The sequence below is a fragment of the Microtetraspora malaysiensis genome (assembly GCF_001528665.1).
GTDB lineage: Bacteria > Actinomycetota > Actinomycetes > Streptosporangiales > Streptosporangiaceae > Microtetraspora_A > Microtetraspora_A malaysiensis.
Map to the genome: position 1 here is coordinate 226,239 of NZ_BBYJ01000004.1, position 24,982 is coordinate 251,220.

At 69.8% G+C, this 24,982-nt stretch carries 20 protein-coding genes; 7 read left to right on the forward strand and 13 right to left on the reverse strand.

Annotation, left to right across the window (positions count from 1 at the left end):
- Window positions 1-88: 88 nt before the first annotated feature.
- The 4 genes from AWQ71_RS01080 to AWQ71_RS01090 all read right to left on the reverse strand — a co-directional run bounded on the left by AWQ71_RS01080 (window position 89) and on the right by AWQ71_RS01090 (window position 4,183).
- Entirely contained in the window at window positions 89-1,348 is a 1,260-nt protein-coding gene (locus tag AWQ71_RS01080) for a glycosyltransferase family 4 protein (protein WP_084258283.1), read from the reverse strand.
- A 57-nt stretch (window positions 1,349-1,405) separates the two neighbouring features.
- Window positions 1,406-2,671 carry a serine hydroxymethyltransferase gene (glyA, locus tag AWQ71_RS01085; RefSeq protein WP_067125056.1) on the reverse strand — a complete coding sequence of 422 codons (1,266 nt, stop codon included), beginning with the start codon at window positions 2,669-2,671 and terminating at the stop codon, window positions 1,406-1,408.
- A 186-nt stretch (window positions 2,672-2,857) separates the two neighbouring features.
- Window positions 2,858-3,022, reverse strand: a complete 165-nt coding sequence (locus tag AWQ71_RS42495; RefSeq protein WP_169806493.1) for a hypothetical protein — start codon at window positions 3,020-3,022, stop codon at window positions 2,858-2,860.
- Window positions 3,023-4,183: a glycosyltransferase family 2 protein gene (locus AWQ71_RS01090; RefSeq protein ID WP_218001593.1), complete on the reverse strand. Its 1,161-nt coding sequence runs from the start codon at window positions 4,181-4,183 to the stop codon at window positions 3,023-3,025.
- A 346-nt stretch (window positions 4,184-4,529) separates the two neighbouring features.
- Here AWQ71_RS01090 and AWQ71_RS01095 point away from each other — a divergent pair, with 346 nt between their 5' ends.
- On the forward strand, window positions 4,530-4,991 hold the full coding sequence (locus tag AWQ71_RS01095) for a class F sortase (protein ID WP_218001595.1): 462 nt from the start codon (window positions 4,530-4,532) through the stop codon (window positions 4,989-4,991).
- Window positions 4,992-5,147: 156 nt separating this feature from the next.
- Here the strand turns inward: AWQ71_RS01095 and AWQ71_RS01100 are convergent, their stop codons facing one another.
- The 6 genes from AWQ71_RS01100 to rpmE form a co-directional block, all read right to left on the reverse strand.
- Window positions 5,148-5,534, reverse strand: a complete 387-nt coding sequence (locus tag AWQ71_RS01100; protein ID WP_245658052.1) for a hypothetical protein — start codon at window positions 5,532-5,534, stop codon at window positions 5,148-5,150.
- Window positions 5,531-7,876 (reverse strand): hypothetical protein, encoded by a 2,346-nt coding sequence (locus AWQ71_RS41225; protein WP_067125062.1) that lies wholly within the window; start codon window positions 7,874-7,876, stop codon window positions 5,531-5,533. The genes AWQ71_RS01100 and AWQ71_RS41225 overlap by 4 nt, the downstream gene beginning before the upstream one ends.
- Before the next feature lie 107 nt (window positions 7,877-7,983).
- Window positions 7,984-8,634 carry an L-threonylcarbamoyladenylate synthase gene (locus AWQ71_RS01110; protein WP_067125072.1) on the reverse strand — a complete coding sequence of 217 codons (651 nt, stop codon included), beginning with the start codon at window positions 8,632-8,634 and terminating at the stop codon, window positions 7,984-7,986.
- Between the two features lie 34 nt (window positions 8,635-8,668).
- A complete protein-coding gene (prmC, locus tag AWQ71_RS01115) occupies window positions 8,669-9,523 on the reverse strand; it encodes a peptide chain release factor N(5)-glutamine methyltransferase (protein WP_067125075.1) in 855 nt (284 codons plus the stop codon).
- Window positions 9,524-9,531: 8 nt separating this feature from the next.
- On the reverse strand, window positions 9,532-10,578 hold the full coding sequence (gene prfA, locus AWQ71_RS01120; protein ID WP_067125078.1) for a peptide chain release factor 1: 1,047 nt from the start codon (window positions 10,576-10,578) through the stop codon (window positions 9,532-9,534).
- Between the two features lie 120 nt (window positions 10,579-10,698).
- Window positions 10,699-10,920, reverse strand: a complete 222-nt coding sequence (rpmE, locus tag AWQ71_RS01125; protein ID WP_067125081.1) for a 50S ribosomal protein L31 — start codon at window positions 10,918-10,920, stop codon at window positions 10,699-10,701.
- A 572-nt stretch (window positions 10,921-11,492) separates the two neighbouring features.
- On the opposite strand from rpmE, the gene AWQ71_RS01130 reads away from it, so the two are divergent.
- The 3 genes from AWQ71_RS01130 to AWQ71_RS01140 all read left to right on the forward strand — a co-directional run bounded on the left by AWQ71_RS01130 (window position 11,493) and on the right by AWQ71_RS01140 (window position 14,280).
- A complete protein-coding gene (locus AWQ71_RS01130) occupies window positions 11,493-12,638 on the forward strand; it encodes a hypothetical protein (RefSeq protein WP_157570122.1) in 1,146 nt (381 codons plus the stop codon).
- A 150-nt stretch (window positions 12,639-12,788) separates the two neighbouring features.
- Window positions 12,789-13,316: a SigE family RNA polymerase sigma factor gene (locus AWQ71_RS01135; protein WP_067125086.1), complete on the forward strand. Its 528-nt coding sequence runs from the start codon at window positions 12,789-12,791 to the stop codon at window positions 13,314-13,316.
- Window position 13,317: 1 nt separating this feature from the next.
- Complete coding sequence (locus AWQ71_RS01140; protein ID WP_067125089.1) at window positions 13,318-14,280, forward strand: hypothetical protein; 963 nt, start codon at window positions 13,318-13,320, stop codon at window positions 14,278-14,280.
- A gap of 84 nt (window positions 14,281-14,364) precedes the next feature.
- On the opposite strand, the gene rho is transcribed toward AWQ71_RS01140, so the two are convergent.
- From rho to thrC, 3 genes are all read right to left on the reverse strand, one after another.
- A complete protein-coding gene (rho, locus tag AWQ71_RS01145) occupies window positions 14,365-16,392 on the reverse strand; it encodes a transcription termination factor Rho (protein WP_067125091.1) in 2,028 nt (675 codons plus the stop codon).
- Window positions 16,393-16,760: 368 nt separating this feature from the next.
- Complete coding sequence (thrB, locus tag AWQ71_RS01150) at window positions 16,761-17,696, reverse strand: homoserine kinase (protein ID WP_067125094.1); 936 nt, start codon at window positions 17,694-17,696, stop codon at window positions 16,761-16,763.
- 110 nt (window positions 17,697-17,806) lie between these two features.
- A complete protein-coding gene (gene thrC / locus AWQ71_RS01155; protein ID WP_067125096.1) occupies window positions 17,807-18,865 on the reverse strand; it encodes a threonine synthase in 1,059 nt (352 codons plus the stop codon).
- 214 nt (window positions 18,866-19,079) lie between these two features.
- Between thrC and AWQ71_RS01160 the strand changes: the two genes are divergently transcribed.
- From AWQ71_RS01160 to AWQ71_RS01170, 3 genes are all read left to right on the forward strand, one after another.
- Window positions 19,080-20,657: a glycosyltransferase family 2 protein gene (locus tag AWQ71_RS01160; protein ID WP_067125099.1), complete on the forward strand. Its 1,578-nt coding sequence runs from the start codon at window positions 19,080-19,082 to the stop codon at window positions 20,655-20,657.
- Between the two features lie 216 nt (window positions 20,658-20,873).
- Window positions 20,874-21,287 (forward strand): hypothetical protein, encoded by a 414-nt coding sequence (locus tag AWQ71_RS01165; RefSeq protein ID WP_157570123.1) that lies wholly within the window; start codon window positions 20,874-20,876, stop codon window positions 21,285-21,287.
- A 101-nt stretch (window positions 21,288-21,388) separates the two neighbouring features.
- Complete coding sequence (locus AWQ71_RS01170) at window positions 21,389-24,961, forward strand: WD40 repeat domain-containing serine/threonine protein kinase (protein WP_067125105.1); 3,573 nt, start codon at window positions 21,389-21,391, stop codon at window positions 24,959-24,961.
- Window positions 24,962-24,982 lie beyond the last annotated feature (21 nt).

The following is a 24,982-nucleotide window of genomic DNA, read 5'->3' on the forward strand; positions in this document are numbered from 1 at the left end:
CCCTGCTAGTGAAAGCTATCACAAGCTCAGCGGGGGCTGCCTTTACCTGCCAGTTCGCGGCGCCACGGCCAGGAGTTCGGTACGGCGGTCAGAGGGTGGTGGCGCGGGTGTGCCTCGTCGCGCTGGCCTCCGCCGTACCCGGATCGGAGGGGCCGGCGCCGAACGCGGAGGACTGACCGCCGCCCGGCCCGCTCGCGCCGCCGCCCCCGGGCTTGTTCTTGCCACGCCGCCGCTCGCCCTTGCGCGAGCGCCACCGCGGCGAGGCCATCAGGATGAGCACCGCGATCGCCAGCACAACGGTGATCGGGAACAGGATCAGCGGTACGCCGCCGATCGACAGGCCGACCAGCGTGAAGGAGAACAGGAACGTCCAGCCGTACATGATCAGCACGCTGCGGCGCTGGGAATGACCGATGTCGAGCAGCCGGTGGTGCAGGTGGCCGCGGTCGGGCGCGAACGGCGACAGGCCGGCGGATGTTCGGCGGACCACCGCCATGACCAGGTCCAGTAACGGGAGAACCATCACCGCGATCGGCAGCAGCAGCGGCAGCACCACGGGGAACTTGTTCATCCGGTCGAGAGCACCCGAGTCGACCGACGAGATGATCGTGATGAGCGATGTGGCCAGGAGCATCCCGATCAGCATCGCCCCGGTGTCGCCCATGAAGATCTTGGCCGGGTTGAAGTTGTGCGGCAGGAAGCCGAGGCACATGCCGATCAGGATCGCCGCGATGGCCGCGGTGACGTTGATGCGGGACCCGCTGCTGCTCTGCGAGAGAGCGATGGAGTAGGCGAAGGTCGCCAGGGCGCCGATGCCGACGATGCCCGCGGCCAGGCCGTCCAGGCCGTCCACGAAGTTGACCGCGTTGATCACGACAACCACGATCATGATCGTGATGATGGTGCGGAGGTTGGGGTCGAGCCCGGTCGAGCCGCCCATGTCCTTGGGCAGCGGCAGCCAGGGCAGGTACATCCCGAAGTACACGAGCAGGCCGCCCGCCGCGATCTGACCACCCAGTTTGACCAGCGCGTCCATGCCGAGCCAGTCGTCCAGGAAGCCGGTCAGCACGATCACGCCGCCCGCCACCAGAAGCGCGGTCACCGTCTGCCCCGCCTGACCTGTGGCGAGCTGCGCCCCGACGTAAGGCAGGTGTGTCGCGAGCAGCAGTCCGGCGGCCATCCCGCCGAACATCGCCAGGCCCCCCAGCCTCGGGATCGGCACCGTGTGCACGTCCCGGTCCCGCACTTCGGGCGCCGCGCCGATGCGCAGTGCGAACACCCGGACCGGAGGCACCAGCAGGTAGGTGACCGCGGCCGTGACGAGCGCCAGGAGCAGATATTCGCGCACGGACCTAGTTTCTCGCTTGAGCGGACCAGTTGTGACGGGAAAAGGCCGCGAAGCACCTCATTCGCCGGGATAAGCCGGATGCGCGGCGGTCAGCGCCCTTACCCGTTCGATCACTGACGTTATAGCACCAGGCTTGCACACTGCCTGCACGACGGCTGAGGCGATCTCTTTCATCTCCCCCGGCCCCATGCCCTGGGTGGTCACACAGGACGTGCCGATCCGGATGCCCGAGGTGATGGTGGGCGGCTCCGGGTCATACGGGACTGCGCCGCGGTTGAGGATGATCGCCGCCTCCTCGCAGCGGCCCTCCGCCTCCGCCCCCGTCACGCCCGCACCGCGTACGTCGAGCAGAACCAGGTGCGTGTCCGTACCGCCGGAGACGGGACGCAACCCCTCGGTGGTGACCGCCTCGGCGAAGGCCGCCGCGTTCTCCACGACCCTCGCGGCGTACGTGCGGAACTCGGGCCGCAGCGCCTCGCCGAACGCGACCGCCTTCGCGGCCACCGCGTGCATCAGCGGGCCGCTCTGGGCGAAAGGGAAGACCGCGCGGTCGATCCGCTGCGCCAGCTCGGCGGTGCAAAGGATGCCGCCGCCGCGCGGCCCGCGCAGCGTCTTGTGGGTGGTGAACGTGACCACGTCCGCGTACGGCACCGCGGACGGGACGGCCTCCCCCGCCATCAGCCCGATCGTGTGCGCGGCGTCCACCAGCAACCAGGCCCCGGTTTCGTCGGCGATCCCCCGGAAGGCCGCGTAGTCGATCAGCCGGGAGTACGTCGCCGCGCCGCAGATGATCAGCTTGGGGCGGTGCCTGAGCGCGAGGTCGCGGACCTCGTCGTAGTCGATCAGCTCGTTGTCCCGACGCACGCCGTAGAAGACGACGTCGAACCATCGGCCGGAGAAGTTGGCCTTGGACCCGTGGGTCAGGTGGCCGCCGTGCTGCAGCGCCATCGCGAGCACGGTGTCGCCGGGCTTGAGCAGCGCGGCGTAGGCGGCGAAGTTGGCCGAGGCCCCGGTATGGGGCTGGACGTTCACATGATCGGCGCGGAACAGCCGCCTGGCCCGGTCGACGGCGAGCCGCTCGGCCTGGTCGACCACCTCGCATCCGGCGTAGTACCGCCGTTCGGGATATCCCTCGGCGTACTTGTTGGTGAGCGTGGAGCCGAGGGCCGCCATCACGGCGGGCGAGGTGAAGTTCTCGCCCGCGATGAGCTGGAGCCCGCCGCGCAGCCGGGCGAGCTCGTCCAGAAGCAGTTGCGCGACCTCGGGATCCTGTCGCGCCAGTTGGGAGAAATCGGGTCCGTAGAACGGGTGCGTCTCATTCATCGACCGGGCTCACATCGCAGGAATGACCGTTCTCTCAACGGTAAGCCCGGATCTGCCCGCCACGGCTGCCCCCAACCGGCTTTACGGAAGCTCTACCGAATATCGGGGAAATTGCGGCAAAGCGTCATGGGATCACCGCGGCGGGCCGTTTACGTGAACACGCAGCCGGCTATTGCCGAACGGCGATCACGACTCCCGCTTCGGGATGATCCGCTTGATCGCGACCGCCGCGGAGACCAGAGTAAAGGCGCCCAGCGCGATCCAGAAAGCGTTCCCACCGACAAAGGGAGCCGACAGCGCGCCGCCTCCGAAACCGGCGGCCACACCGCCGACAGGGGGATTGTTGTACATTTACCATTTCCTTTCTCTACGCCATGCGGCGTCCCAGAAGGCTTTCGCCTGAGCGATCTGCAGGAAGACGTCGAAAACCATTTCGACGAGCAGCAGGCTCGCTATCGCCATCTGCTTGGGACCCCTGCTGCTGACGGTCACGATCCGCTCGATCACGAAGATGACCGTGACGGCCAGCCAGAGGGGATGAATCACCAGTCCGCCCGCGACGACGATCGACCATGTCGTCACGCCGAGATAGGCGAAGATCACGATGATGCCGACGAGCGACAGGAGCTGGCGCCCCCAGTAGGGCAGGGTCACCCGCGTCCAGCCGTAGTCCATGAGGTTCTCCAGCGCCCCACGCTTCCACCGGAGACGCTGCTTGAAGAGGTCTGCCCAGGTCTCCATGACCTCTGTGGTGAGTGTGCACTCGGCAGGGCAGAGGATGCGGAACCTCAGGTGCAGCAGGGCCAGGGTCAGCTCGTTGTCCTCGGTCAGGACGCGCACGTCGTACACCTGGTCGCGTCCGGGCAGAAGGCCGGCGCGCCGGGCGGACACGACCTCTTTGAGCGCGAGGGCGCGGAACAGCGTCGCCGTACCGGTCAGCACCAGAGCCTTCCCCTGGAGCCTGCGCACGTCCCGGGCGTAGCGGGCGTACTCGTTCCGCTGGAACATGCCCACGAGGCCGCCCCCGGGCTTGCCGGTGAACGTGCCGCCGATCGCGGCCAGCTTCCCCGGCGCCAGCCTGACGAGCGCATTGTGGATGAACCCGGGATGGAGCGCCGAGTCCGCGTCCATGACGAGCACCGCGTGCCGGCTGTCCAGGTCCGGCAGCAGCATCTCCAGCACCTGGTTGAGCGCACCCGCCTTCTTGTGCCGGTTGCCGACCGTCCTGATCACCTCGGCGCCGTACGATCGGGCGATCTCCTCGGTCGCGTCGGTGCAGTTGTCGGCGATGACCATGATCTTGTCGGGCTTGCGCTGCTGGAGGTGGAGCGACTGGATGGTCTCCGCGATCTGGTCTTCCTCGTTGTGCGCGGGAACGAGCACGATGACCCGCATCTCGGAGGTGTCCACCGGGGGCAGGTCGTGGCCTCCGCCTGCCCCGCCTGCCCGCGAGGAGGCCCGATGCCGGCCTGGGTCGCCGTGCGCGCGCGCCTCGGTGCCGAGGCGCCGCATTTGATGAGGGGCGCGCCGGGTCCCCACCCGAACCATCACTGACCATCCCGAACAAGCTCTATAGACCGTTCCAAACGATCCTAGAGGTACATTTGTGACCTATGAGACAAAATGCTGTCGTGTTGCTTAAATCACAGCAAACGATCAAAACCGGAGCATTTTGATGCGGCACGGGGGTGCGGGCGGAGTCGCGGCTCTCACCCTGGCCACCGCGTCCGTCGCCGCGTTCACGCTCGGCTGCTCCCCCGCCGCCGACCCGTCTCTGCCACCCGCTCCGCCCCGGAGTGCCGCCACCGCGGAGGCGGCGCCAACGGCCGCCGAACCGGAGAGGCCGACCGCGAAGGCGATGCCCGCCTCGCCTCCCGTACGACTGGAAATCCCGCAGATCGGCGTGCGTACGAGCCTCATGACGCTCGGCAAGAACCCGGACGGCACGCTGGAGGTGCCGCCGCTCTCCCGGGTGGACGAGGCAGGCTGGTACCGGCTGGGCCCCACGCCAGGAGCGACCGGGCCGGCCGTGATCGTCGGGCATGTGGACTCAAAGGAGGGGCCGGGCGTCTTTTTCCGCCTCGGCGACCTGCGGCCGGGCGACACCGTGAAGGTGTCCCGACAGGACGGGGCACAGGCCACATTTAGCGTCGATTCCCTAGAAAGCGTACGAAAGGATAGTTTTCCGACGGCCAAAGTGTATGGAATGACAGATTTCCCGGGTCTGCGACTGATCACTTGTGGTGGAACGTTCGACCGGGGAAGCGGGCACTACCTCGACAACGTGATCGTCTACGCGCACCTGGTTTCTTCCAGGTGATCTCGGACGCTCGGGATTCCTCCGGGCCGTGGACACCCCGGGCCGGTGACGGCGGCCACGGTCGGTAGGACGACCGGCTTCGGTGACCCGCTTGGGTGAAGCCGGCCCGGCTCAGGGGAAGGCGGGCCAACATGGGCGTTGCCCGGCGGCGAGCTGTCAGGAGAACGCGCGCGGCGCGCCGACGCCCCCGGGAATCCACCGCGGCGTGTCGGCGGCCTGGTCGCTGATGGCGGTCAGCACGGCCTGCCGGTACATCGCCAGCCGGTTGCGCCACTCGGTCACGTCGTCCACGTACCGCTTGGCCACAGGGGCGTCCCAGACGTCGGCGCTCCGCGCCATCTGATGCGGCTTGTCCAGAGATCCGGTGAGCTGTTCCATGAGCGGCAGAACCTGGAGCCAGAGATCGACGAGCCGCTGATATTCGGGGTTGAACACCCACGTCGTGTGCTGGCCGCCGGGCGCGAGCAGATCCGTGGCCGACGGCGCGGGCGGCGTCTCTCCCGGCTGGAGCGGTGTGGGCGCGGGCGGATCCCCATAGATCACGTCTTTCCTCCCTTGGCCTTCTCTCTCGCCGCGTCCACGGAGTCCGGCGTGCCGTGAACGGCGTCACCGCCACCCGTCGCGAACGGATCCTCCGTGACGTTGTCCTCCGGCGTTCCCACGTAGTCTCCGAGAGGATCTCCGGGGGCCAGCCCCGCATGACGTACGCTCTGACGGGTCGGCTCCAGGGGCTCGACGAATCCCGGCGGACCGTCGGGGTGCGGCCCGGGCGACGTACCGTGCGCGGTCGTGGGCTGGGCCGCGCTGCCGTCCACCGAGATGAGAGAGGCGTCGGCGACGTGGTTCATCGGCGTGGAGACGACCTTCACGCCATCCACGACGATCACCTGCCGCCCGGCGGTCTGATCGATGTCGTCCGGATGGTCCTTCCACGGCGTGTCGATGATGAGGGAATCGTCCCGTGAATGCCCCACGCCGGCGGCCGAAGCTCCGCCCCCTCCGTCGGCGCCGTGTGCCACCGCGCCCGTGACAGCCGGGGCGTCACCGGCGGAGGCACCCGCGGCCGCCCCCGCACCGCCACCCGCGACCGCACCAGGGGCTCCGGACGCTCCACCGTTTACCGCGGTCCCCTCACCCGAGGAGACACCCGGGGTCGCCCCCACGCCGCCCACGGCCGGGCCGCCGCTGCCGGCGGAGCCGCCCTGCGTCGCCGTCCCCGCGCCGCCCACGCCGCCGGAGACGCCGTGCGACGCTGTCCCGGTATCGCCGGAGGCCGCGGTCGCCGCCCCCGTGGAAGAGGCGGCTGACGCGTCACCGGCCGTGCCGATGATCGAGCTCCCCCAGGCATCGCCTGTGCCGCCCGCGGGTGAGGCCGCACCCGCACCGCCGCCGGTGGCGGCTGGGGCAGTTGAGGACGTGCCCGCCGACGCGTCCCCGGGCCGGCCGGCAGCCGGGACGCCCGCATCGCCGCCGCTCCCCACACCGGGCAGGTCACCGGACGGCGCCCCCGAGCCGGGGCCCGCTGCCGTTTCGCCATAGGAGGTCGTCCGCACCTCAGCCCCGCCATCGCCGTACGCGGGGGATGCGGCGGTGGACGCGCCGTCGGCACCGCTGAGGGGCGCACCTGGCGCGTGTGTCCCGGTGCTGCCGGACGGTACGCCCCCGGCCGTGCTCGTGGCCGTACCGTCGGTCGTGGCGGCGGGAATCACCCCAGAGCCGGTGCCTGCGGAGGCCGTACCCGTCGCCGGGGTGCCGGTCGCGCTCGTGGACGCGTCTCTCGTCGACCCCACGGAGCCGCCGTCTGCCGTCGTGCCGGTGATTCCCGCCCCGGGGGCGTCGGTGGCCGTCCCGGTCGACGCATGTCCGGCAGCAGCCGCCGCACCAGGAGAGGAGCCTCCGGCACCCGTCGTCCCAGCGGACGTATCTCCGGCACCCGCGATTCCCGTCCCGGTCGACGCATGTCCGGCACCCGTTGTGCCGGTGGACGCGCCTCCGGCGTCGGTGCCGGTCCAGGTGTCGTAGACGGCGTCCGGATGGGGGTTGTCGACGGCGACCTTCGGGGCGGGGGCGGTGGTGGTGTTCGGGGCGACGTCCTTCGACGCGATGTCCACCCGGATCGGCTCTTCGGTCGCCTTGCTCCCGCCGGAGGATCCGCTGGTCTTGGGCGCGTGTTCCTTGGCCTTCCCGGGGTCTTTACCGGGATTCTCGGCGCTCCCCCGGCCGTCCGTCTCCTTGCCGGTGGAGCCGTGCCCGGCGTCCTTCCCGGACTCCTTGCCGGACGTTTTCCCGTGCTCTTTGGCGGTCTCCGCGCCGGATTCGCGGCCCAAGTCCTTGGAGTCCTTGGCTGCGCCGTCCTTGGGGTCGTCCGCCGGCCGGGTGATGTCCCGTTCGGCGTCGGCGCCCTTGGACGTGTCATGGTCCGGAGACGTTGTCTTCTTGTGCGGCGAATCCTCGGATGTGCCGTGCGCGCCCTTGTCAGAGCTTTTATCGGACCCCTTGTCGGATCCCTTGGCCGAGTCCGACCCCTTGCCTGAATGCGAGTCCTTGTCCGACTCGGATTTCTTGGCGGTGTCGTCCTTGGGGTCGTCCGCCGGTTTCGTGATGTCGCGCTCGCCGCCTGAGGACGATGACGAGGGCCTGGCCGCCCCGGACGACTGCTTCTCCTTCTTTTCCAGGAGGTCGAGCCGGGCGGCCACGTCCTTCACCATCGCGCCGCAGGCGTCCGCCACCTGGGCGGGACGGTGCGTCGTCTGCACGGCGACGCCGGCGGCGCGCGTGAGCCGGATGACCTGGGCCTCGATGTCGTCCATCCGCTTCGCGGCCTGCTTGACGTGGGCCAGCAGCTCGCGGACCAGCTTCGGATCCATCCCGTCCAGTTTGGGCATGGGCACGCCTCCACGAAGACATCGGCGCACTTACCGTAACCGCGACGTTAGCCCGACATGCCTTCGATAGCCAGACGGCATGATTGACCCGGTTTGCTGCTGTTGAGTCAGTCGCTGGTCGCGATGTAGCTCACCACACCGCGCAGCTTCTCCACGGAGAGCGCCCCCTTGCGCAGCACACGAGGCACCGCGCTGGTCAGGTCCACGATCGTGGAGGGCACGTCGTCGGCGCACTTGCCGCCGTCGAGGTAGACGGCGACGGAGTCGCCGAGCTGCGCCTCCGCCTCCTCAGCGGTGGTGGCGGGCGCGGCACCGGACCGGTTCGCGCTCGAAACCGCCATCGGGCCGGTGTCCTTGAGCAGGTCAAGCGCGATGGCGTGCAGCGGCATCCGCAGGGCGACGGTGCCCTTGGTGTCGCCGAGGTCCCACGACAGCGACCGGTTGGCCCGGCAGATCAACGTCAGCGGGCCGGGCCAGAACGCGTCCACCAGGTCCTGCCCGTACGGACCGAACTCCTCGACCAGGGCGGTCGCCGCGCGCCCCGTGCCGACGAGCACAGGGACCGGCATCTCGCGGCCGCGTCCCTTGGCCTCCAGGAGCGCGGTCACGGCCGACGGGGTGAAGGCGTCGGCGCCGATGCCGTACACGGTGTCCGTCGGCATCACCACCAGCTCGCCCCGCCGTACGACCGACGCAGCGTCGATCAGCCCGGAGGCGCGCTCGCCCTGGTTCGCGCAGTCATAGCGCCTACTGCTCATGCGTCCGATCTCCTTCTCAGGTACGGCACGGCTCTCACTCCTGCCCGAGGCGCGCGGTGACGAAGCGGTCCCGCCCGGTGAGGTCCTGGCGCAGCCGTACGTCACGCCAGCCGTTGTCCTCGGAGAAGAGCCAGTAGACGGCATTGCCCTGCTCGTCGGCGTGCTCGACGGCCATGAACCCGCCCGGCCGCAGCAGCCGCCGTGCCGTGCGTTCGACCGCTCTGACCTCGTCGAGGCCGTCCTGTCCGGAACCGTACAGGGCGCGCGACGGGTCGTAGTCGCGTACCTCGGGGTCGCGCGGGACGGCTCCCGGCGGGATGTACGGCGGATTGGAGATCACCAGATCGACCTTGCCGTTCAGTTCCTGCAGGCAGTCGGTGAGGTCCTCCGGATGCAGCATCGTGCGGCCCTGGCCGTGCTCCAGGATGTTCCGCCTGGCCCAGCCGTACGCCACAGGGTCGACCTCGACGGCGTGGACCTGGGCGAGCGCCACCTCCTGCGCGATCGACAGCGCGATGGCGCCGGATCCCGTGCCGAGGTCGACGACGACGGGTGAGGCGACGTCCATCTCGCGCAGCCGGTCGATCGCCCAGCCGGCGACGACCTCGGTCTCGGGCCGGGGGACGAACACACCGGGGCCCACTTCGAGGGAGAGGTAGCGGAAGTAGGCCCGGCCGGTGATGTGCTGCAGCGGTTCCCGGGCCTCCCTGCGCGCGATGCCCTCCCAGAAAAGGGCGTCGAAGTCCGCGTCCTTGACGGTGTGCAGCTTGCCGCGCGGCACACCGTGCACGAAGGCCGCGATCTCCTCGGCGTCGGTTCGCGGTGACGGCACGCCCGCCTCGGCGAGCCGAGCGGTGGCGAGTGCTATCTCGTCAAGCAGGAAGGTCATAGGTCCACTTACGAATGGGCGGCCAGCTTTTCCGCCAGTTCGGCGTCGAGCAATGCCTGTATCACCGCGTCCAGGTCCCCGTCCAGGACTTGGTCGAGGTTATAGGCCTTGAAGCCCACCCGATGGTCGGAAATGCGATTCTCAGGGAAGTTGTAGGTGCGGATCCGCTCAGAACGGTCGACCGTACGCACCTGGGATTTGCGCTCGGCCATGGCCGCCGCCTCGGCCTCCTCCTGGGCCATCACGAGCAGGCGGGCCCGCAGGATGCGCATCGCCGACTCCTTGTTCTGGAGCTGGCTCTTCTCGTTCTGGCAGGACACGACCACACCGGTCGGGATGTGCGTGATCCGGACGGCGGAGTCGGTGGTGTTGACGCTCTGGCCACCGGGGCCGCTCGACCGGAAGACGTCGATCCGCAGGTCGTTGGCGTCGATCTGGACGTCCACCTCTTCGGCCTCGGGGTAGACGAGCACGCCCGCGGCCGAGGTGTGGATGCGGCCCTGGGACTCGGTCACCGGGACACGCTGGACGCGGTGGACGCCGCCTTCGAACTTGAGGCGGGCCCAGACGCCCTCTCTGCCCTTGATCGCGACCGTGACGTCCTTGTAGCCGCCGAGGTCGGAGTGCTGAGCGTCGATGATCTCGGTCTTGTATCCGACGCGCTCGGCGTATCGCAGGTACATCCGCAGGAGGTCGCCGGCGAACAGGGCCGACTCCTGGCCGCCCTCACCCGCCTTGATCTCCATGATGATGTCCTTGTCATCGTTCGGGTCGCGCGGGACCAGGAGGTGCGTCAGCCGCTCCTCCAGCGCCGGGATGCGACCCTCCAGCTCGGCGGCCTCGTCGGCGAACGCCGAGTCCTCCGCCGCCAGTTCCCGCGCCGCCGTGAGGTCCTCCCGGACACCCTCCAGCTCGCGGTACGTCGTGACGATGGGCGTGAGCGTCGAATAGCGCTTGCCGTATGTCCGTGCCTTGGCCTGGTCGGCGTGCACGGAGGGATCGGCGAGCTTCAACTCCAGATCCGCGTACTCACTGATGATCTCGTCAAGATTCACCGCGCGCTCCTTTCCTTGGGTACGGCTTTCGGGATTCGGCCTCCATCACGAAGAACGCCGACCCGGGCACGCCTCTTGTCGAAATCGAAAGAAGCGGTCCGAGCCGGCGTCTGTGAAGAGCTACTGGCCCTTCTGGGCCTTCTTCCCGAAGCGCGCCTCGAAGCGCGCCACCCGGCCGCCCGTGTCGAGGATCTTCTGCTTGCCCGTGTAGAACGGGTGGCAGGCGGAGCAGACGTCGGCGTGGATGACGCCGTTCTTGGCGGTGCTGCGGGTGGTGAAGCTGTTCCCGCAGGTGCAGGTCACCTGGGTGACGACGTAGTCCGGGTGAATCTCGGCCTTCATTGTTCAGTTCCTAACGCTAGGCGCGGTCGCCGGGTCGCTTGTTCACCATGCAGGATCGCCCGTGCAGGCTTGCGCGCGTCAGGCACACGGACGCGCGCGCGGGAACCGGTACCGCTGCGGTTCGGCTACCAGTGTGCCAGATCAGGAAACCGCTCCACGCCGCCGACTATTCCCCGCCTGTACACGAGGCGTCCGCCGGGATGTCGGCGGATCACGCGACCCGGCTCTCCCGGGTCCTCACGGCCTCTGGTAGGCGGCCTGACCAGACGCCGCGGGAGACGCCGGAAAGTGGAGCGCCGTCGACCTGGCGTGATGTGTCCTTTGCCACTTTCGGCGTCGAAGATCAGTTTCTGCGGCGCTTGGCGGAATGCCCTCAGGGACACCCCGGGATGTGGATAACTCTCGAGTCCCCAGCTGGTGGCCCATATCCCAACATTGTGGAACATCCGGGAAAGGGTTCAGTAAATGCGCATCACCCTCACCATCCGGGTGGACGCACCTCACAGGCACCACTAAGCTCCGGTGTCCATAACCCGACTTTTCCCTCAATTTTACCAATGTTAGGGGTATCCATGAGGAAGAGCCTGCGGCTTGCAGTAGCGGCCGCAACGGGGGCAGCCCTCTTCGCCACCGGTGCGGCCATCACCGTAGCCTCCCCCGCCAACGCCGTATCGGCGGTCGCCCTCCGTACAGCGGGCGACATCAGTGACTTGAAGCCCGGAAGCGACCTTTTCATCCCGCCCACCGGCAGCGACAAGATCACCTTCTCCTTCACGATCGCCAACCCTTACGAGGAGAGCGGCGACAAGAAGGGTGAGCCGAAGTTCAAGGCCTATGCCCGGTTCACCACTGACTCCTCGGCCACGACGCCGAGCTGGAAGGCCGGTGACCTCACCCAGCTTTCGAAGAACAGCGAGACCAACCCGCCGGACAAGGCATCGATGTCGGGGTCGATGTCCATTTCCTCCAGCGACAAGCCAGGGGACAAGTGGCTGCTCCAGGTCATCCAGACTGCAGCTTCCGCCACCGCCCCCTCGGTCACCGATGAGGCGGCCTGGAAGGACGCCGCCAAGACGGCGTTCGAGGTCAAGGCCGCGACGCGGGTCAACGGGGCGAGCGTTTCGCCGAACCCCGTCACGCTGAAGTCGGGCAAGGAAGTCGACGTCTTCGTGGCGTTCGAGCTGGAGAAGTCGGGCGACGAGAAGGTCACCGACGTCCGGCTGGAGAGCAAGAGCTACGACGACTACTTCTCGCTCAGCACCGGCCTGGAGACGGACGGCAAGTCGTACCACGACTCGGCCGCCTTCGACTACAGCACCTCGACCGGCTCCTGGCAGCTGAAGATCACGGTCACCCGTGGTTCGAAGACCTACAGCTTCGTCAAGGGCTTCGAGGTCAGGAAGACCGGCTCCTCCAAGGCCACGTCGAAGATCAAGATGACCGCTTCGCCCACCAAGGTGAAGAAGGGCAAGACGACCAAGCTCTCCGGCAAGGTCTACCGCGGCTCCGCGGCCTGGAAGAAGAAGATCATGAAGCTCTACTTCAAGAAGAAGGGCTCCTCGAAGTGGTCGTTCGTGGGCTACGTCGGCTCCAACTCGAGCGGTAACTTCAGCAAGACCGTCAAGCCGAAGTACACCGGCTACTGGCGTCTGGCGGCCACGGGCACCAGCTCGACCTACGGCTCCTACTCCAACTACAAGCTCGTCACGGTCAAGTAGCGGCTCAGGGGATCTGCACGCCTCGCGTCACCAACCCCTGGCGCAAGCCGTACAGCACCGGGAAAGGCCCGCACGGTTCACACCGTGCGGGCTTTTTCATGTCCGGAGACGAGAAAGACGCCATAGAACCGCGACCTCGCGCTCGTCCCCATGGGTGATGAGACCCGAGGAGAACCTTTGCACCCCAGCAGACGAGACGATTTCACGGAGTTCGTGGCCGGCCGATCGGACAGCCTCATCCGGCTCGCGTACCTCCTGACCGGCGACCAGCACGCGGCCGAGGATCTTCTGCAGACCGCATTGACCAAGACAGCGGGACGGTGGCGGAAGATCCGCGACAACCCCGAAGCGTACGTACGCCGGGTCATGTACCACGAGCAGATCGACCGATGGCGAAGCCCCCGCTGGGGGCGTGAACGGGCCACGGACGTCCTTCCCGAGCAGCCGGTCGGCGACCACAGCGGGGAGATCGACACGCGGGTCAGCCTCGCCCAGGCCATGCGTGCCCTTCCGGCGCGCAAACGCGCCGTGCTGGTGCTGCGCTACTACGAGGACCTCCCGGAATCAGAGGTCGCCAAGATCATGGGCTGCTCGGTGGGAACCGTACGCAGCCAGGCCCACCAGGCGATCGTCCGGCTCCGCCGTCTGGTCGGCGCGCCCGTCACTCAGGAGAGCTGACATGGATCTCGATGAGCAGAAGATCGCCCAGGAACTTCACGTCATGGCGCGGGAGGCCCGGCCGGTGGACGCGCACGTCTACGCCGCACGGGCGCTGGCCCGATCGGCGCGGCGCCGCCTGTCGTGGTCGCTCGCGGGGCTCGCGGTCGCCGCGGCCTCCGTGGTCGGGGTCGTGGCCGTACTCCCGGCATCCGGCGGCCAGGACATCGCGGCGAGCGTCCACGAGCTGCCGGACAACACCCGCGAGCAGGTGAAGCTCATACGCGACTGCATGCCCCTGGGCGGCCCGGTGCACGAAATGGACGGCCGGAAGCGCATCCTGGAGCACGGCAAGGTCGACGATTTCCGCGTGCTTGCGGAATATCGCGATGACGTGGGATCGACGGCATTCGTCGGCAGCACCGCGGGATTCGTCCTGTGCACGCCGCAGAAGTACCCGGACTTCGCCGACCGTGCGGTGTTCACGTACTGGGGTTACGCCCCGCCGGGCGATCTGGAGGCGGGCCTGACCGGGGCCCTCACCGTGGACGCGTACGAGGTGCAGACCGATTCGCACGCGATGCGGGACGGCGACCAATCTGGCGGCGGCTACCGTGTCGTCGCCGGACGCGTCGCGTCCGACGTGCGCCGGGTCGAGATCGACTGGGCGGACGGCCGGCGTACCGCCGCCCAGGTGCACGACGGCTTCTTCCTCGGGCGGGTGCCCGCCGCGTTCGTTCCCGCCTCAGGCGACGGCGGGGGCAGCCGCGCCGAACCCCCGACCACTGTCGCCTCCCCCGACGTCACCGTCACCGCGTACGGCGAGGCCGGCCGGATTCTCGGGGAGCGGAGGGACGTCAAGTTCCTCACGGCCGGGCGCACCGGCTCGGAGTCCGGTTCCGCCCCTGCGGGCGGCGGAGTGTCCGGCGACGACGTCCCTCCGGCTGAGGACGACCGGGCCGCCCCTTCGCCGCGGCTCTCCTGACACATCCCACAACCACAGCGTCGCCCGGAAAGGGAAACGCCCCGGGTGGTCGGAACCACCCGGGGCGTTTCGCCGTACAGAAACTCAGTCGCGGCCGTTGCTGACCGTCGTCGTCTGCACCTGGAGCAGGAACTCGGCGTTCGACTTGGTCTCGCGCATCTTCTCCAGGAGAAGCTCCAGCGCCTGCTGCATGTCGAGGGCGTGGAGCACCCGGCGCAGCTTCCAGACGATCTGGAGCTCGTCCTTCGACATGAGGATCTCTTCCTTGCGGGTGCCGGACGCGTCGACGTCCACCGCCGGGAAGATCCGCTTGTCGGCGAGGGACCGGTTGAGCTTGAGCTCCATGTTTCCGGTGCCCTTGAACTCCTCGAAGATGACCTCGTCCATCTTGGAGCCGGTCTCGACCAGCGCCGTGGCGAGGATCGTCAGGGAGCCGCCGTTCTCGATGTTGCGGGCGGCGCCGAAGAAGCGCTTCGGCGGGTACAGCGCGGTGGAGTCCACACCACCGGACAGGATGCGGCCCGACGCGGGCGCGGCCAGGTTGTAGGCGCGGCCGAGACGGGTGATCGAGTCCAGCAGCACGACCACGTCGTGGCCGAGCTCCACCAGGCGCTTGGCCCGCTCGATGGCGAGCTCGGCGACCGTGGTGTGGTCCTCGGCGGGACGGTCGAAGGTCGAGTGGATGACCTCGCCCTTCACCGACCGCTGCATGTCGGTGACCTCTTCCGGACGCTCGTCCACGAGGACGACCATCAGGTGGCACTCGGGGTTGTTGCGGGTGATCGCGTTGGCGATCGACTGCAGCACCATCGTCTTACCGGCCTTCGGCGGCGAGACGATCAGGCCACGCTGGCCCTTGCCGATCGGCGAGACCAGGTCGATGATCCGCGTGGTGAGGACGTTCGGCTCGGTCTCCAGACGCAGGCGCTCCTGCGGGTAGAGCGGCGTGAGCTTGTTGAAGTCGGGCCGCTGCCGGGCCTGCTCCGGCTCCATGCCGTTGACCGTGTCGAGGCGGACGAGCGCGTTGAACTTCTCGCGCCGCTCGCCATCGCGCGGCTGCCGGACGGCGCCGGTGATGACGTCGCCCTTGCGCAGGCCGTTGCGGCGGATCTGCGCCAGCGACACGTACACGTCGTTCGCGCCGGGCAGGTAGCCGCTGGTGCGGACGAACGCGTAGTTGTCGAGGATGTCCAGGATGCCGGCGATCGGGATGAGGACGTCGTCCTCGCTGATCACGGGCTCGTTGCTGTCGAAGCGGTCGCGGCCACGACGGTTGCGCTCGCGGAACCTGCCACGGCGGCCGCGGGCGTCGTCGCCCTGGTCGCCACGGCTGTCACCACGGTCACCACGGTCAGCGCGGTCGCCACGGTCACCACGGCTGTCAGCGCGCTCGGCGCGGTCGCCACGGTCGGCGCGCTCGGCGCGGTCGCCACGGTCGGCGCGGTTGTCGCTGCGCCCGTCACGGCCCTGCTGGTCACGGCCGCGCGTCTGAGCGTCGCCCGCGTCGGCGGCCCGCTGGTCCGTACGGCTGTCGCGGTCGCCGGAGCGGTCGGAACGCTCGCGCCGGTCGCCGCGGCCGCGGCGCTCACGACGGTCGGAGCGCTCGCCACGGCTGTCGCCGCGCGTCTCGTTCTGGGCGTCGCCCTGGGGCTCGGTGACCGCCGGGGCGTCCGCGACGGCGGGAGCGCTCGCGGTGACGGCGCTGGAGGCGGCGGCGACGGCGGGGGCCGCGGCGGGAGCGCTGTCCACGCGCTCGGCGACGGGCTGCTCCTCGCGGCTCTCAACCACGGGCGCGGGCGCGGCGGCGCGGGAACGTTCCCTGCGACCACGGGCGGGGCGTTCGGCGACGGCGGCCGGCGCTTCCGCGGCCGGCTTCGGCTCCGCCTGCGCCTCTCCCGTCGCCCCCTGCTTCTCCTGGATGGCCGCGATGAGCTGGCTCTTGCGCATCCGCCCGATCCCGGTGATGCCGAGACCTGTGGCCATGGCCTGCAGCTCGGGCAGCACCATGCCGGCCAGGCCGGTGCCGGAGCGACGACGCGGTCGAGCCGGGGCAGTGGTGGGGGTGTCGCCGGCGGCCTGGCCGTCGGAGAGGAGTTCGGTGGTGTCGCTCAACTAAGGGTCCTTCCCAGGGGTCGGGCACCGGACTCGTGCGTCCTGGTGTCCCGGTGGTGCGACCCGGCGGGACAGACCGGGTCGGGCTTCGCGAATCTCAGGTGTTGGTGACGCTCCGGACTCGCGAGCTGCCAGATGTCGAAGTGGTTCGAACGCGCATGCCTCCGAGAACCCCACCTCTCGCCGCGCCGATCGGGGCAACGGGAGGAAACGGTTTCGGGAAAATCGCCCTGCCCGCGTCGAAGGACGCGGAGCGAAGTGCAGCGATGTGCGAATGACAAGCACGCACCCAACATGGGGGCATCTGGTGCGGCTATCAGCCTAACATCACCAGCGCGCACGGCTATTCCCTGGAGGTCTAAGAGGCATCAGCGTGTCTCGGGAAACTGAACGCCCGCACCATGCAGGTCGACGTTCAAGGGCTGGATGAGCCAGTCCGTACCCACTTCTGGTGCGATCAAATCCTCGGTGTCCGCTGTCGAAAAGGCAAGGATCGTCGGACCCGCTCCCGAGACGACCGCGGGAACACCCGCGGCGCGCAGCCGTCGTACCAGGTCAGCGGTCTGCGGCATGGCAGGCGCGCGGTAGTCCTGGTGCAGGCGGTCCTCGGTGGCGGCGAGAAGCAGGCCGGGCTCCGGCATCCGGGTCAGCGCCGCGACGAGCAGCGCAGCCCGCCCCGCGTTGACGGCGGCGTCGGAATGCGGCACCTCATTCGGCAGCAGCCCGCGCGCCTCCTTCGTGGACGACCGGAAGGGCGGGATCAACACGACCGGCCGGACGTCCTCGTGCAGGGGCAGTTTCACCATACGCGGAGTGCCGGACCGCTCGGTCCACGCGATGGTGAGCCCGCCGGCCAGGCACGGCGCCACGTTGTCGGGATGGCCCTCCAACTCGGTGGCCAGGGCGAACGCGTCGTCGTCCGGCATGCCGGGCAGGTCGGCCGTACCGGAGAGGGCGGGCGCGAGCGCCCGGGCGGCGAGGATGCCGGCGCAGATGGCGGCGGAGGACGAGCCGAGCCCGCGCGCGTGCGGGATGCGGTTGCGGCAGCGGAGCGTGACGCCGGACGGCTGCGGAACGCCCATGCGGTCGAACGTCGCCCGCATGGTTTTGACGATCAGGTGTCCCTCACCCGGGTCCACCTCCCCGGCGCCCTGTCCCTCGACGTCGACCGTCACGCCGTCGTCGGAGAGCGCGACCTCGACCTCGTCGTACAGGTCGAGCGCCAGGCCGAGGGTGTCGTATCCGGGGCCGAGGTTGGCGCTCGTCGCCGGAACCCGGACGACCACGCTGCTGCTACCTGTCATCGAACTCCTCGTGAGATGGAGTCCCCGGGCAGCCGCCACGGGGAGGGCGCGCGGCACGTGGCCGTGAACGGCGCGGGCCGGGCCGGCGCCGTTCACGCGACCGCTCAGGATCAGGCCAGTTCGAGCGCGGTGGCCGCCGCGTAGGCGTCGACCGGGATGGTCACCGGGGCGGGCGCTCCGGAGATGGCCCAGTCGGGGTCCTTGAGGCCGTTGCCGGTCACGGTGCAGACGACCCGCTGGCCCGGGGTCAGCAGCCCCTGCTCGTGGGCCTGCAGCAGGCCCGCGACGCTCGCCGCCGACGCGAGCTCGACGAAGACGCCCTCGCTCTGCGCGAGCAGCTTGTACGCCGCCGCGATCTGGCGGTCGGTCACCGCCTGGATGTCGCCGCCGGACTCGTCCCGCGCCGCCTCGGCGAGCTTCCAGGACGCGGGGTTGCCGATCCTGATCGCGGTGGCGATGGTGTGCGGGTGGGTGACCGGGGCGCCGTTGACGATGGGCGCGGCGCCGCTCGCCTGGAAGCCGAGCATCCGCGGGGTCTTCGTGGCGATGCCGTCCGCGGCGTACTCCTTGTAGCCCATCCAGTACGCCGAGATGTTGCCGGCGTTGCCGACGGGGATGCAGTGAACGTCCGGGGCGTCGCCCAGCGTGTCGACGATCTCGAACGCCGCGGTCTTCTGCCCCTGCAGCCGGTACGGGTTGACCGAGTTGACCAGGGCGATGGGGTAGTTCTCCGCGAGCTTCCTGGTCATCTCCAGGCAGTCGTCGAAGGAGCCCTCGACCTGGAGCAGCCGGGCCCCGTGGACGAGTGCCTGGGCCAGCTTGCCCATGGCGATCTTGCCGCGCGGCACGAGCACCGCGCAGGTCAGCCCGGCGCGTACGGCGTAGGCGGCGGCCGAGGCGCTGGTGTTGCCGGTGGAGGCGCAGATCACGGCCTGCGCTCCGTCTTCCACGGCCTTGCTGATGGCCATGGTCATGCCGCGGTCCTTGAAGCTGCCGGTCGGGTTGAGTCCCTCGACCTTCAGATAGACGTCGCAGCCGGTCATCTCGGAGACGCGCCTGGCGGGCACGAGCGGCGTGCCGCCTTCGAGCAGGGTGACCACGGGCGTCGTGGTGGTCACCGGAAGCCGGTCACGGTACTCCTCGATGAGGCCACGCCAAGCCCTGGTCATGATTGCTCCTTCTACGCGGGCTCCGCCACACGGGCCCACCTGCGGTATTGGCCATCGAGTTTACGGCCAACCGCTCTACCTGCGGGATCCACCGTCCAGCTTATGGACACATTTCTGGACATGGGACCGATATAGCGGGACAAGCAGCGCTTCGCGCTCTCAGCGAACTACAAGTTCACTTCGCTAGGGTCGATCCCCTGACTTGACTTGACAGGTGACAACCGAGGAGGGACACGTGGCGGGCGACGAGGTCCGGCCGAGGATTCGGCACAATGACTATTCTCCCCTGGTCCCCGCGCCGATCGGCGGTTGGCGTCCGGAAGTGCCGGTCAGCGTGATCATCCCCGCGTACGGCGGCCAGCACCGGCTCGATCTCACCCTGGCCTCGCTCGCGGCGCAGACCTACCCTGCCCATCTGACAGAGGTCGTCATCGTGGACGACGGCAGCGCCCCGCCGCTGCGATTACCGCAGATCCGCCCGGAGAACACCCGGATCGTCACGACCGCGGACGGCTGGGGACCGGGACACGCGGTCAACACCGGCGTCGCCGCCACCGACGGGACCGTCGTGCAGCGTGTCGACGCCGACATGATCCTCCACCGCGATCATCTTGAGGCCCTGCTGCGCTGGCACCACCTCACCGACCTTCTCGTCACGATCGGCGGCAAACGGTTCATCGAGGAGAGCCCCGTCACAGCCGCCGAGGTGCACGAGGCCGTGACCGGTGACACGTTGACCCGCCTGTTCGACCCCGAGAAGACCATCCCCAGCACGACGGAGATGACGATCCTCCGCCTGGACGGGATGCGCAGCAGCAAGAACCCCTACCACGTCTGCACCGGCCCCACCCTGTCCCTCCACCGGACGCTCTTCCTTGACGTCGGCGGCTTCGACACCGAGGTCCAGCGGGGCGAGGACACCGAGCTGGGGTACCGGCTGGCCCAGGCGGGCGCCGTCTTCGTGCCGGATCTCACGGCCCGCGCCGTCCATCTCGGCCTGCCCGCGCAGCGGCGCGACCGCGGGGCGACGGTGCGGACCGTCGAGCCCTACCTGGCCCATCGCGTGCCGCTCCGCCGCGACCTGCGCAAGGAGCGGGGCCGCGGCTGGCGCGTGCCGTACGTGGAGGTGGTCCTGGACGTGGCCGGGGCGAGCGAGCGGGTCACCCGCGCGGCGGTGAACGCGGCGCTCGACGGGTCCCTGCCCGACGTCGCCGTCACGCTGGTGGCGCCGTGGTCGGCGCTGCCGTCCGGCCGTCATCCGGTACTGACCGCGCCCGGGTTCGATCTGCGCATGTTGCGGACCGGGTTCGCCGACGACCCCCGGGTACGGCTGGCCGAGGACGTGCCGCCGAGCGCGACGCCCGTGCCGTTCCGCTACTCGGGGCCGGTGGACGTCCCGCTCGCGCCGGAGACGCTGGAACGGATGGTCAAGACGGTGCTCGACGAGCGGGTCGGCATGCTCGTCGTCACGTTCCCGGACGGCCGCACCGCGACCGTGGAGCGCACCGAGGCCGTGGGACGGGCCCTCCGGCTGGCCCGCCCGGGCGAGCCGCGTGCGGACGTCATCCGGCAGACCCACGGCGTACGGCACAGCCCGGCGGACGCGTTCTGGCCCTCGGCGGCGGAACCGCCGGCCGCCCCCGTCCGGGCCGCGGCTCCGCAGAAGGACATGAGGTCGGCGATGGCGGGCCTCACCGACGCGCGCGGGCCCGCCGCGCGCCCGCGCGCGAAGCGCTCGTGGGTCCGGCGGCTGCGCACCGCCATCCGGACCCACTACCGGATTCGTCCGTAGCCCTCCCGCCTGCGTCCATGCGTAGCGGAGCCGCCGGGTGGTGCTCTCTGCGTCGGCGATATCGACGGCGCCTCACTGCGCGAACTGACCCGAGGGGCGAACGTGAGAACAATCCGGGAGAACCCCGCATCTAACGGTTCGCGATCGGAACGTTTGCCGGACGCGACGGCGCCGGCGGCCGAACCGCGTGCGTATCAGATCGACAAGGGGGATCACATGGAGCTTCTCGGGCATCCGGGCAGGAAGATCGCACTGATCGGCGCCGGAGTCGGGGTGCTGGCGATGGGGGCGCTCGCGCTGGGCGGGATCGCCTCGGCAGACCAGAGCGGCGGGTCGAGCGGGCTCCGCGGGTCGGAGGTGACCGTGGTGAAGGAGACGCGGAAGGTCCCGGGCCGCGGAATCCTTGACACCAACGTGGTGTGCGGGAAGGGCAGACGCGCGGTGGGCGGCGGTCACGCCTTCCACGGCGCGCACGACCCGCGCAAGCCGGTGGCCTTCCCGGTCAGCGCGCCCGGCAGCACGCGCGACGATCCCGGCGGCGTCCAGAACGCGTGGGACTTCGTCGCCGTGAACCCGATGAAGAAGGAGATCAGTGTCGAGTTCTACGCGATCTGCGTCCCCCTCGGCTGATCCATCCCCCGCCCGGGCCGTACGGCCCGGGCGGGGTTCGCCGTGACAACCCCGGTCCGAAGGCGGGGAACTTTGCGGGAATGATCCGCATCCAACCCGCTGTGAAATCCTTGCTGCCCGGCGATCCCCACCACGTCGGCGACTACTGGCTGGCGGGGCGGCTGGGAGAGGGCGGTCAGGGCGTCGTCTACGACGCCTACGACGGCGAGGGGCGCCGGGTCGCGATCAAGGTGCTGCATGCGTCCGGCGACGAGCGGACGCGTGAGCAGCTCGCCAGGGAGGCCGCCGCCGCGCGGCGCGTCGCCTCCTTCTGCACGGCGCGCGTCCTCCACACCGATCTCGAGGCGCGCAAGCCTTACATCGTCAGCGAATATGTCGAGGGACGGAGCCTGCGTGCGGCAGGGCGCCGGTTCACCGGTGACGACCTGCACCGGCTCGGCACGGCCATCGTCACCGCGCTGACCGCGATCCACGAGGCCGGAGTCCTGCACCGCGATCTCAAGCCCGACAACGTGCTGCTCTCCCCTGACGGGCCGCGCGTGATCGACTTCGGCGTGGCGCGTACGGCCGACATGTCGCTCACCGCGACGGGCCAGGTGGCCGGCACGCCGACGTACATGGCGCCGGAGGTCTTCACGGGCCAACGCGCCGACGCGAAGGCCGACGTGTTCGCCTGGGGCGCGATCATGGTGTTCGCGGCCACCGGCGAGGACCCGTTCAGGGCGGACACCCTGGGCGCTGTCATGCACAAGGTGCTGTCGCTGCACCCGGACCTGAGCGCCATCCCGCCCAGCATGCGCCCGCTGGTGGAGGCCGCGCTGGAGAAGGATCCCGAGGCCCGCCCGACCTCTCGTGGCCTGCTTCTCGCGCTGGTCAGCGGCTACGGCGGCGACACCCCCGGGCTCATGGCGGAGGGCACCCGTACGGCCAGGGGCGTGCATGTGCCCGACACCGCAGATCCAGCACTGGGCACGATCGCCGAGGACGCCTACGGCGCGCTCGCCCCTGAGCAGCGGGAACTGGCGCCCGAGGTGTTCCTGCGGCTGGTCTCGATCGGCGAGGACGGGCGTGAGTCAGGCCGCCTGGCGCCCAGGGAGGAGCTGATCGAGGGGCGGCCCGAGCGCGAGGCCACGGCCGTCGAGCACATCCTGCGGGTGTTCTCCTACCTGGTCAGCGAGAAGGACGGCGCCGTGGGGCTCACCCGCCCGGCGCTGCTGCGGGCCTGGCCCCGGCTGCGGATGTGGGTCGAGGCCGACCGTGACGGGCTGGCCCTGCTCGGCCAGATCGCCACCGCGGCACGGTATTGGACGGAGAACGGCCGCAGGGACGGCGACCTGCTGCAGGGCAGCCGCCTGGAGGGCGCACTGAGCTGGGCCGCCACCCGGCGCAAGCACCTGTCGCTGACCCAGCGGGAGCGCGACTTCCTCACCGCGGGCACCTCACTGGCCAGGAAACGGGCCCGCCGGCGCCGGCTCACCACGATCGCACTGGCGGGGCTGCTCGTGGCGGCCCTCGCCGCGGGCGGCGTGGCAGTACGGCAGAGCGGGCTCGCCGACGACCGGCGCGACATCGCCATCGGCAGGCAGGTGGCCGCGGAGGCCGACCGGCTGCGCACCACGGACGCGGTCAAGGCGATGCTGTTGAGTGTGGCCGGCTGGCGTCTCGCGCCCGGTGCCGACACCAGGGCGAGCTTGATGGCCTCGCTCTACCGTCCGGAGAGAGCCGTTTTCCGGCAGCCGCCGGCCAAGGGCATCGGAGTGCGGACCGTGAGCCAGGACGGGCGCACGCTGGTGAGCGCCAGTGAGGAGGGCACGGCGGTCTACGACGTGCCCACCGGCAGGCGCCGGGCGTTCTGGAAATGGCCGGGCGCGAGGATCGTGCCCCTCGCCGCCGAGCTGAGCCCGAGCGGGAAGCTGCTCGTGGTGGTCACGGAGCGCTCGGTCATCGCGTGGGACACCATGACAGGCGCGAAGCTCGCGGAGCACCCCGTCAAGGACGGGGCGAGCGCGGTGCCGGCCTTCGGCGGCAACGAGTCGATCGTGGCGATCAAGCTGGAGAGCGAGGACGCGGTCCTCTGGAACGTCCGCACCGGCAGGATCGTGCAGACCCCGCTGGGGCAGATGGACAGCGTGGTCGTCGCCCCGGACGGCCGGATGGTGGCGGGTGTGGGCCTCCGCGGGTTGGAGGTGCGCCGGCTGCCCGGGCTGGGGAAGGACACCCGCTTCCCCGAGGACTGCGGCACGCTCGTCACGTTCAGCCGGGACGGCAGATACCTGCTGTGCGCCGGCGCCGAGCTCACCAGATTCGATGTGGCGACGGGCGAGGCGGTGCCGGTGGCGGACGACACCGCGTGGTGGGCCTGGGCGGAGGACGGATCGGCTGTCGAAGTCGACCGGGCCGTGCACAAGGGCGTGCGGTTCAGCGCCGACGGCACGCTGGTCGTGGGCTTCGCCGACGCGTCGATCAGACTGTGGAGCGTGACGACGGGCGCGCGGCTCTTCAGCTATCACACGGAAGGCGTGCCGTCCGACGTCTGGATCGACCCCGACGGACGGACCATCCGCTACCTGCAGGACGACGAGGTCGTCAGCCTCGACGCGCGGTCCCCCGTCTCCACGTCCACGATGCGGAGAAGCGGTGAGGAGCCGCGGCTCAGCCCCGACGGCCGCTGGGTCGTCACCACCGACGGGAACGGCGAGTCCCCGCTGCGGATCTGGGATGTGCGGGCGCGCCGATACTCGGGCGTCCTGCCCGGCACCGAGTTCTCCAACGGGGATGTGGTCTTCGACAGGTCAGGGCGCACCGTGGTCACCGGGATCTCGGGGAACGATCTGCTACGTGCCTGGGACGTCGCCACGCGCAGGTTGCGATGGCGGACGCCCGTTCCGGACGGCGACGTGGTGACGGATGCCACCTTCACCGCGGACGGCAAGAGGCTCCTCGTGGTGCTCGCGCATCTCCAGCGAGGACGCCGGCCGGTCTATCGCCTCTGGGAGCTCGACGCCGGCAGCGGCCGACCGATCAGGAAGGTGCCACTGAGCATGCCGATCGGCTCTGTCGCCTACACCGGCGACGGGAAGTCGGTGGTCTCCGACGTCGGCAGGATCTTCGACGCGGCCACCGGCAGGCCGGTCGACCTGGGCTTCCCCACGATCGGTTCGGCCGGGCTCGTCGCCACAAGCCCGATCGGCCCCTTGGTGGCCGTCAGCGGCGGCGAGGGGACGTTCGTTCTCTGGGACACCCAGCAGTACGCCCCGGTCTCGCCGGCACTGCGGGGAATGCTGGGAATCAGCGCGGTCAGCCTCGCCTTCAGCCCGGACGGCAGCCTCGTCGCGGCGTACGGCGACGACGAGAATGTCATCGGTACGTCCGGAAGGAGCGGGCTCGTCCAGGTGTGGGACGTCGAGACCAAGCGCCTTGTGGCCGCCGTCCCTCTCTTCGGCGACGCCGCCAAGGGCCTCGCCTTCACCGCGGACGGCCGCCGGCTGATCGCGATCGACCGGCGGGGCACATTGTCGGAGATCCCGGTGGCGGAGGACCAGGTCGCCGAGGTCGTGTGCGAGCGTGCGGGCCGCACGCTCGCTCCCGCCGAATGGCGGCGCTATCTGATCGACGTCCCCTATCTCGACATCTGCCCGCCTGCGGGGCGCCAGAGCGCCTCCAGCACTCCGTGAGGCGCGAGCGGTGTCCGGCCC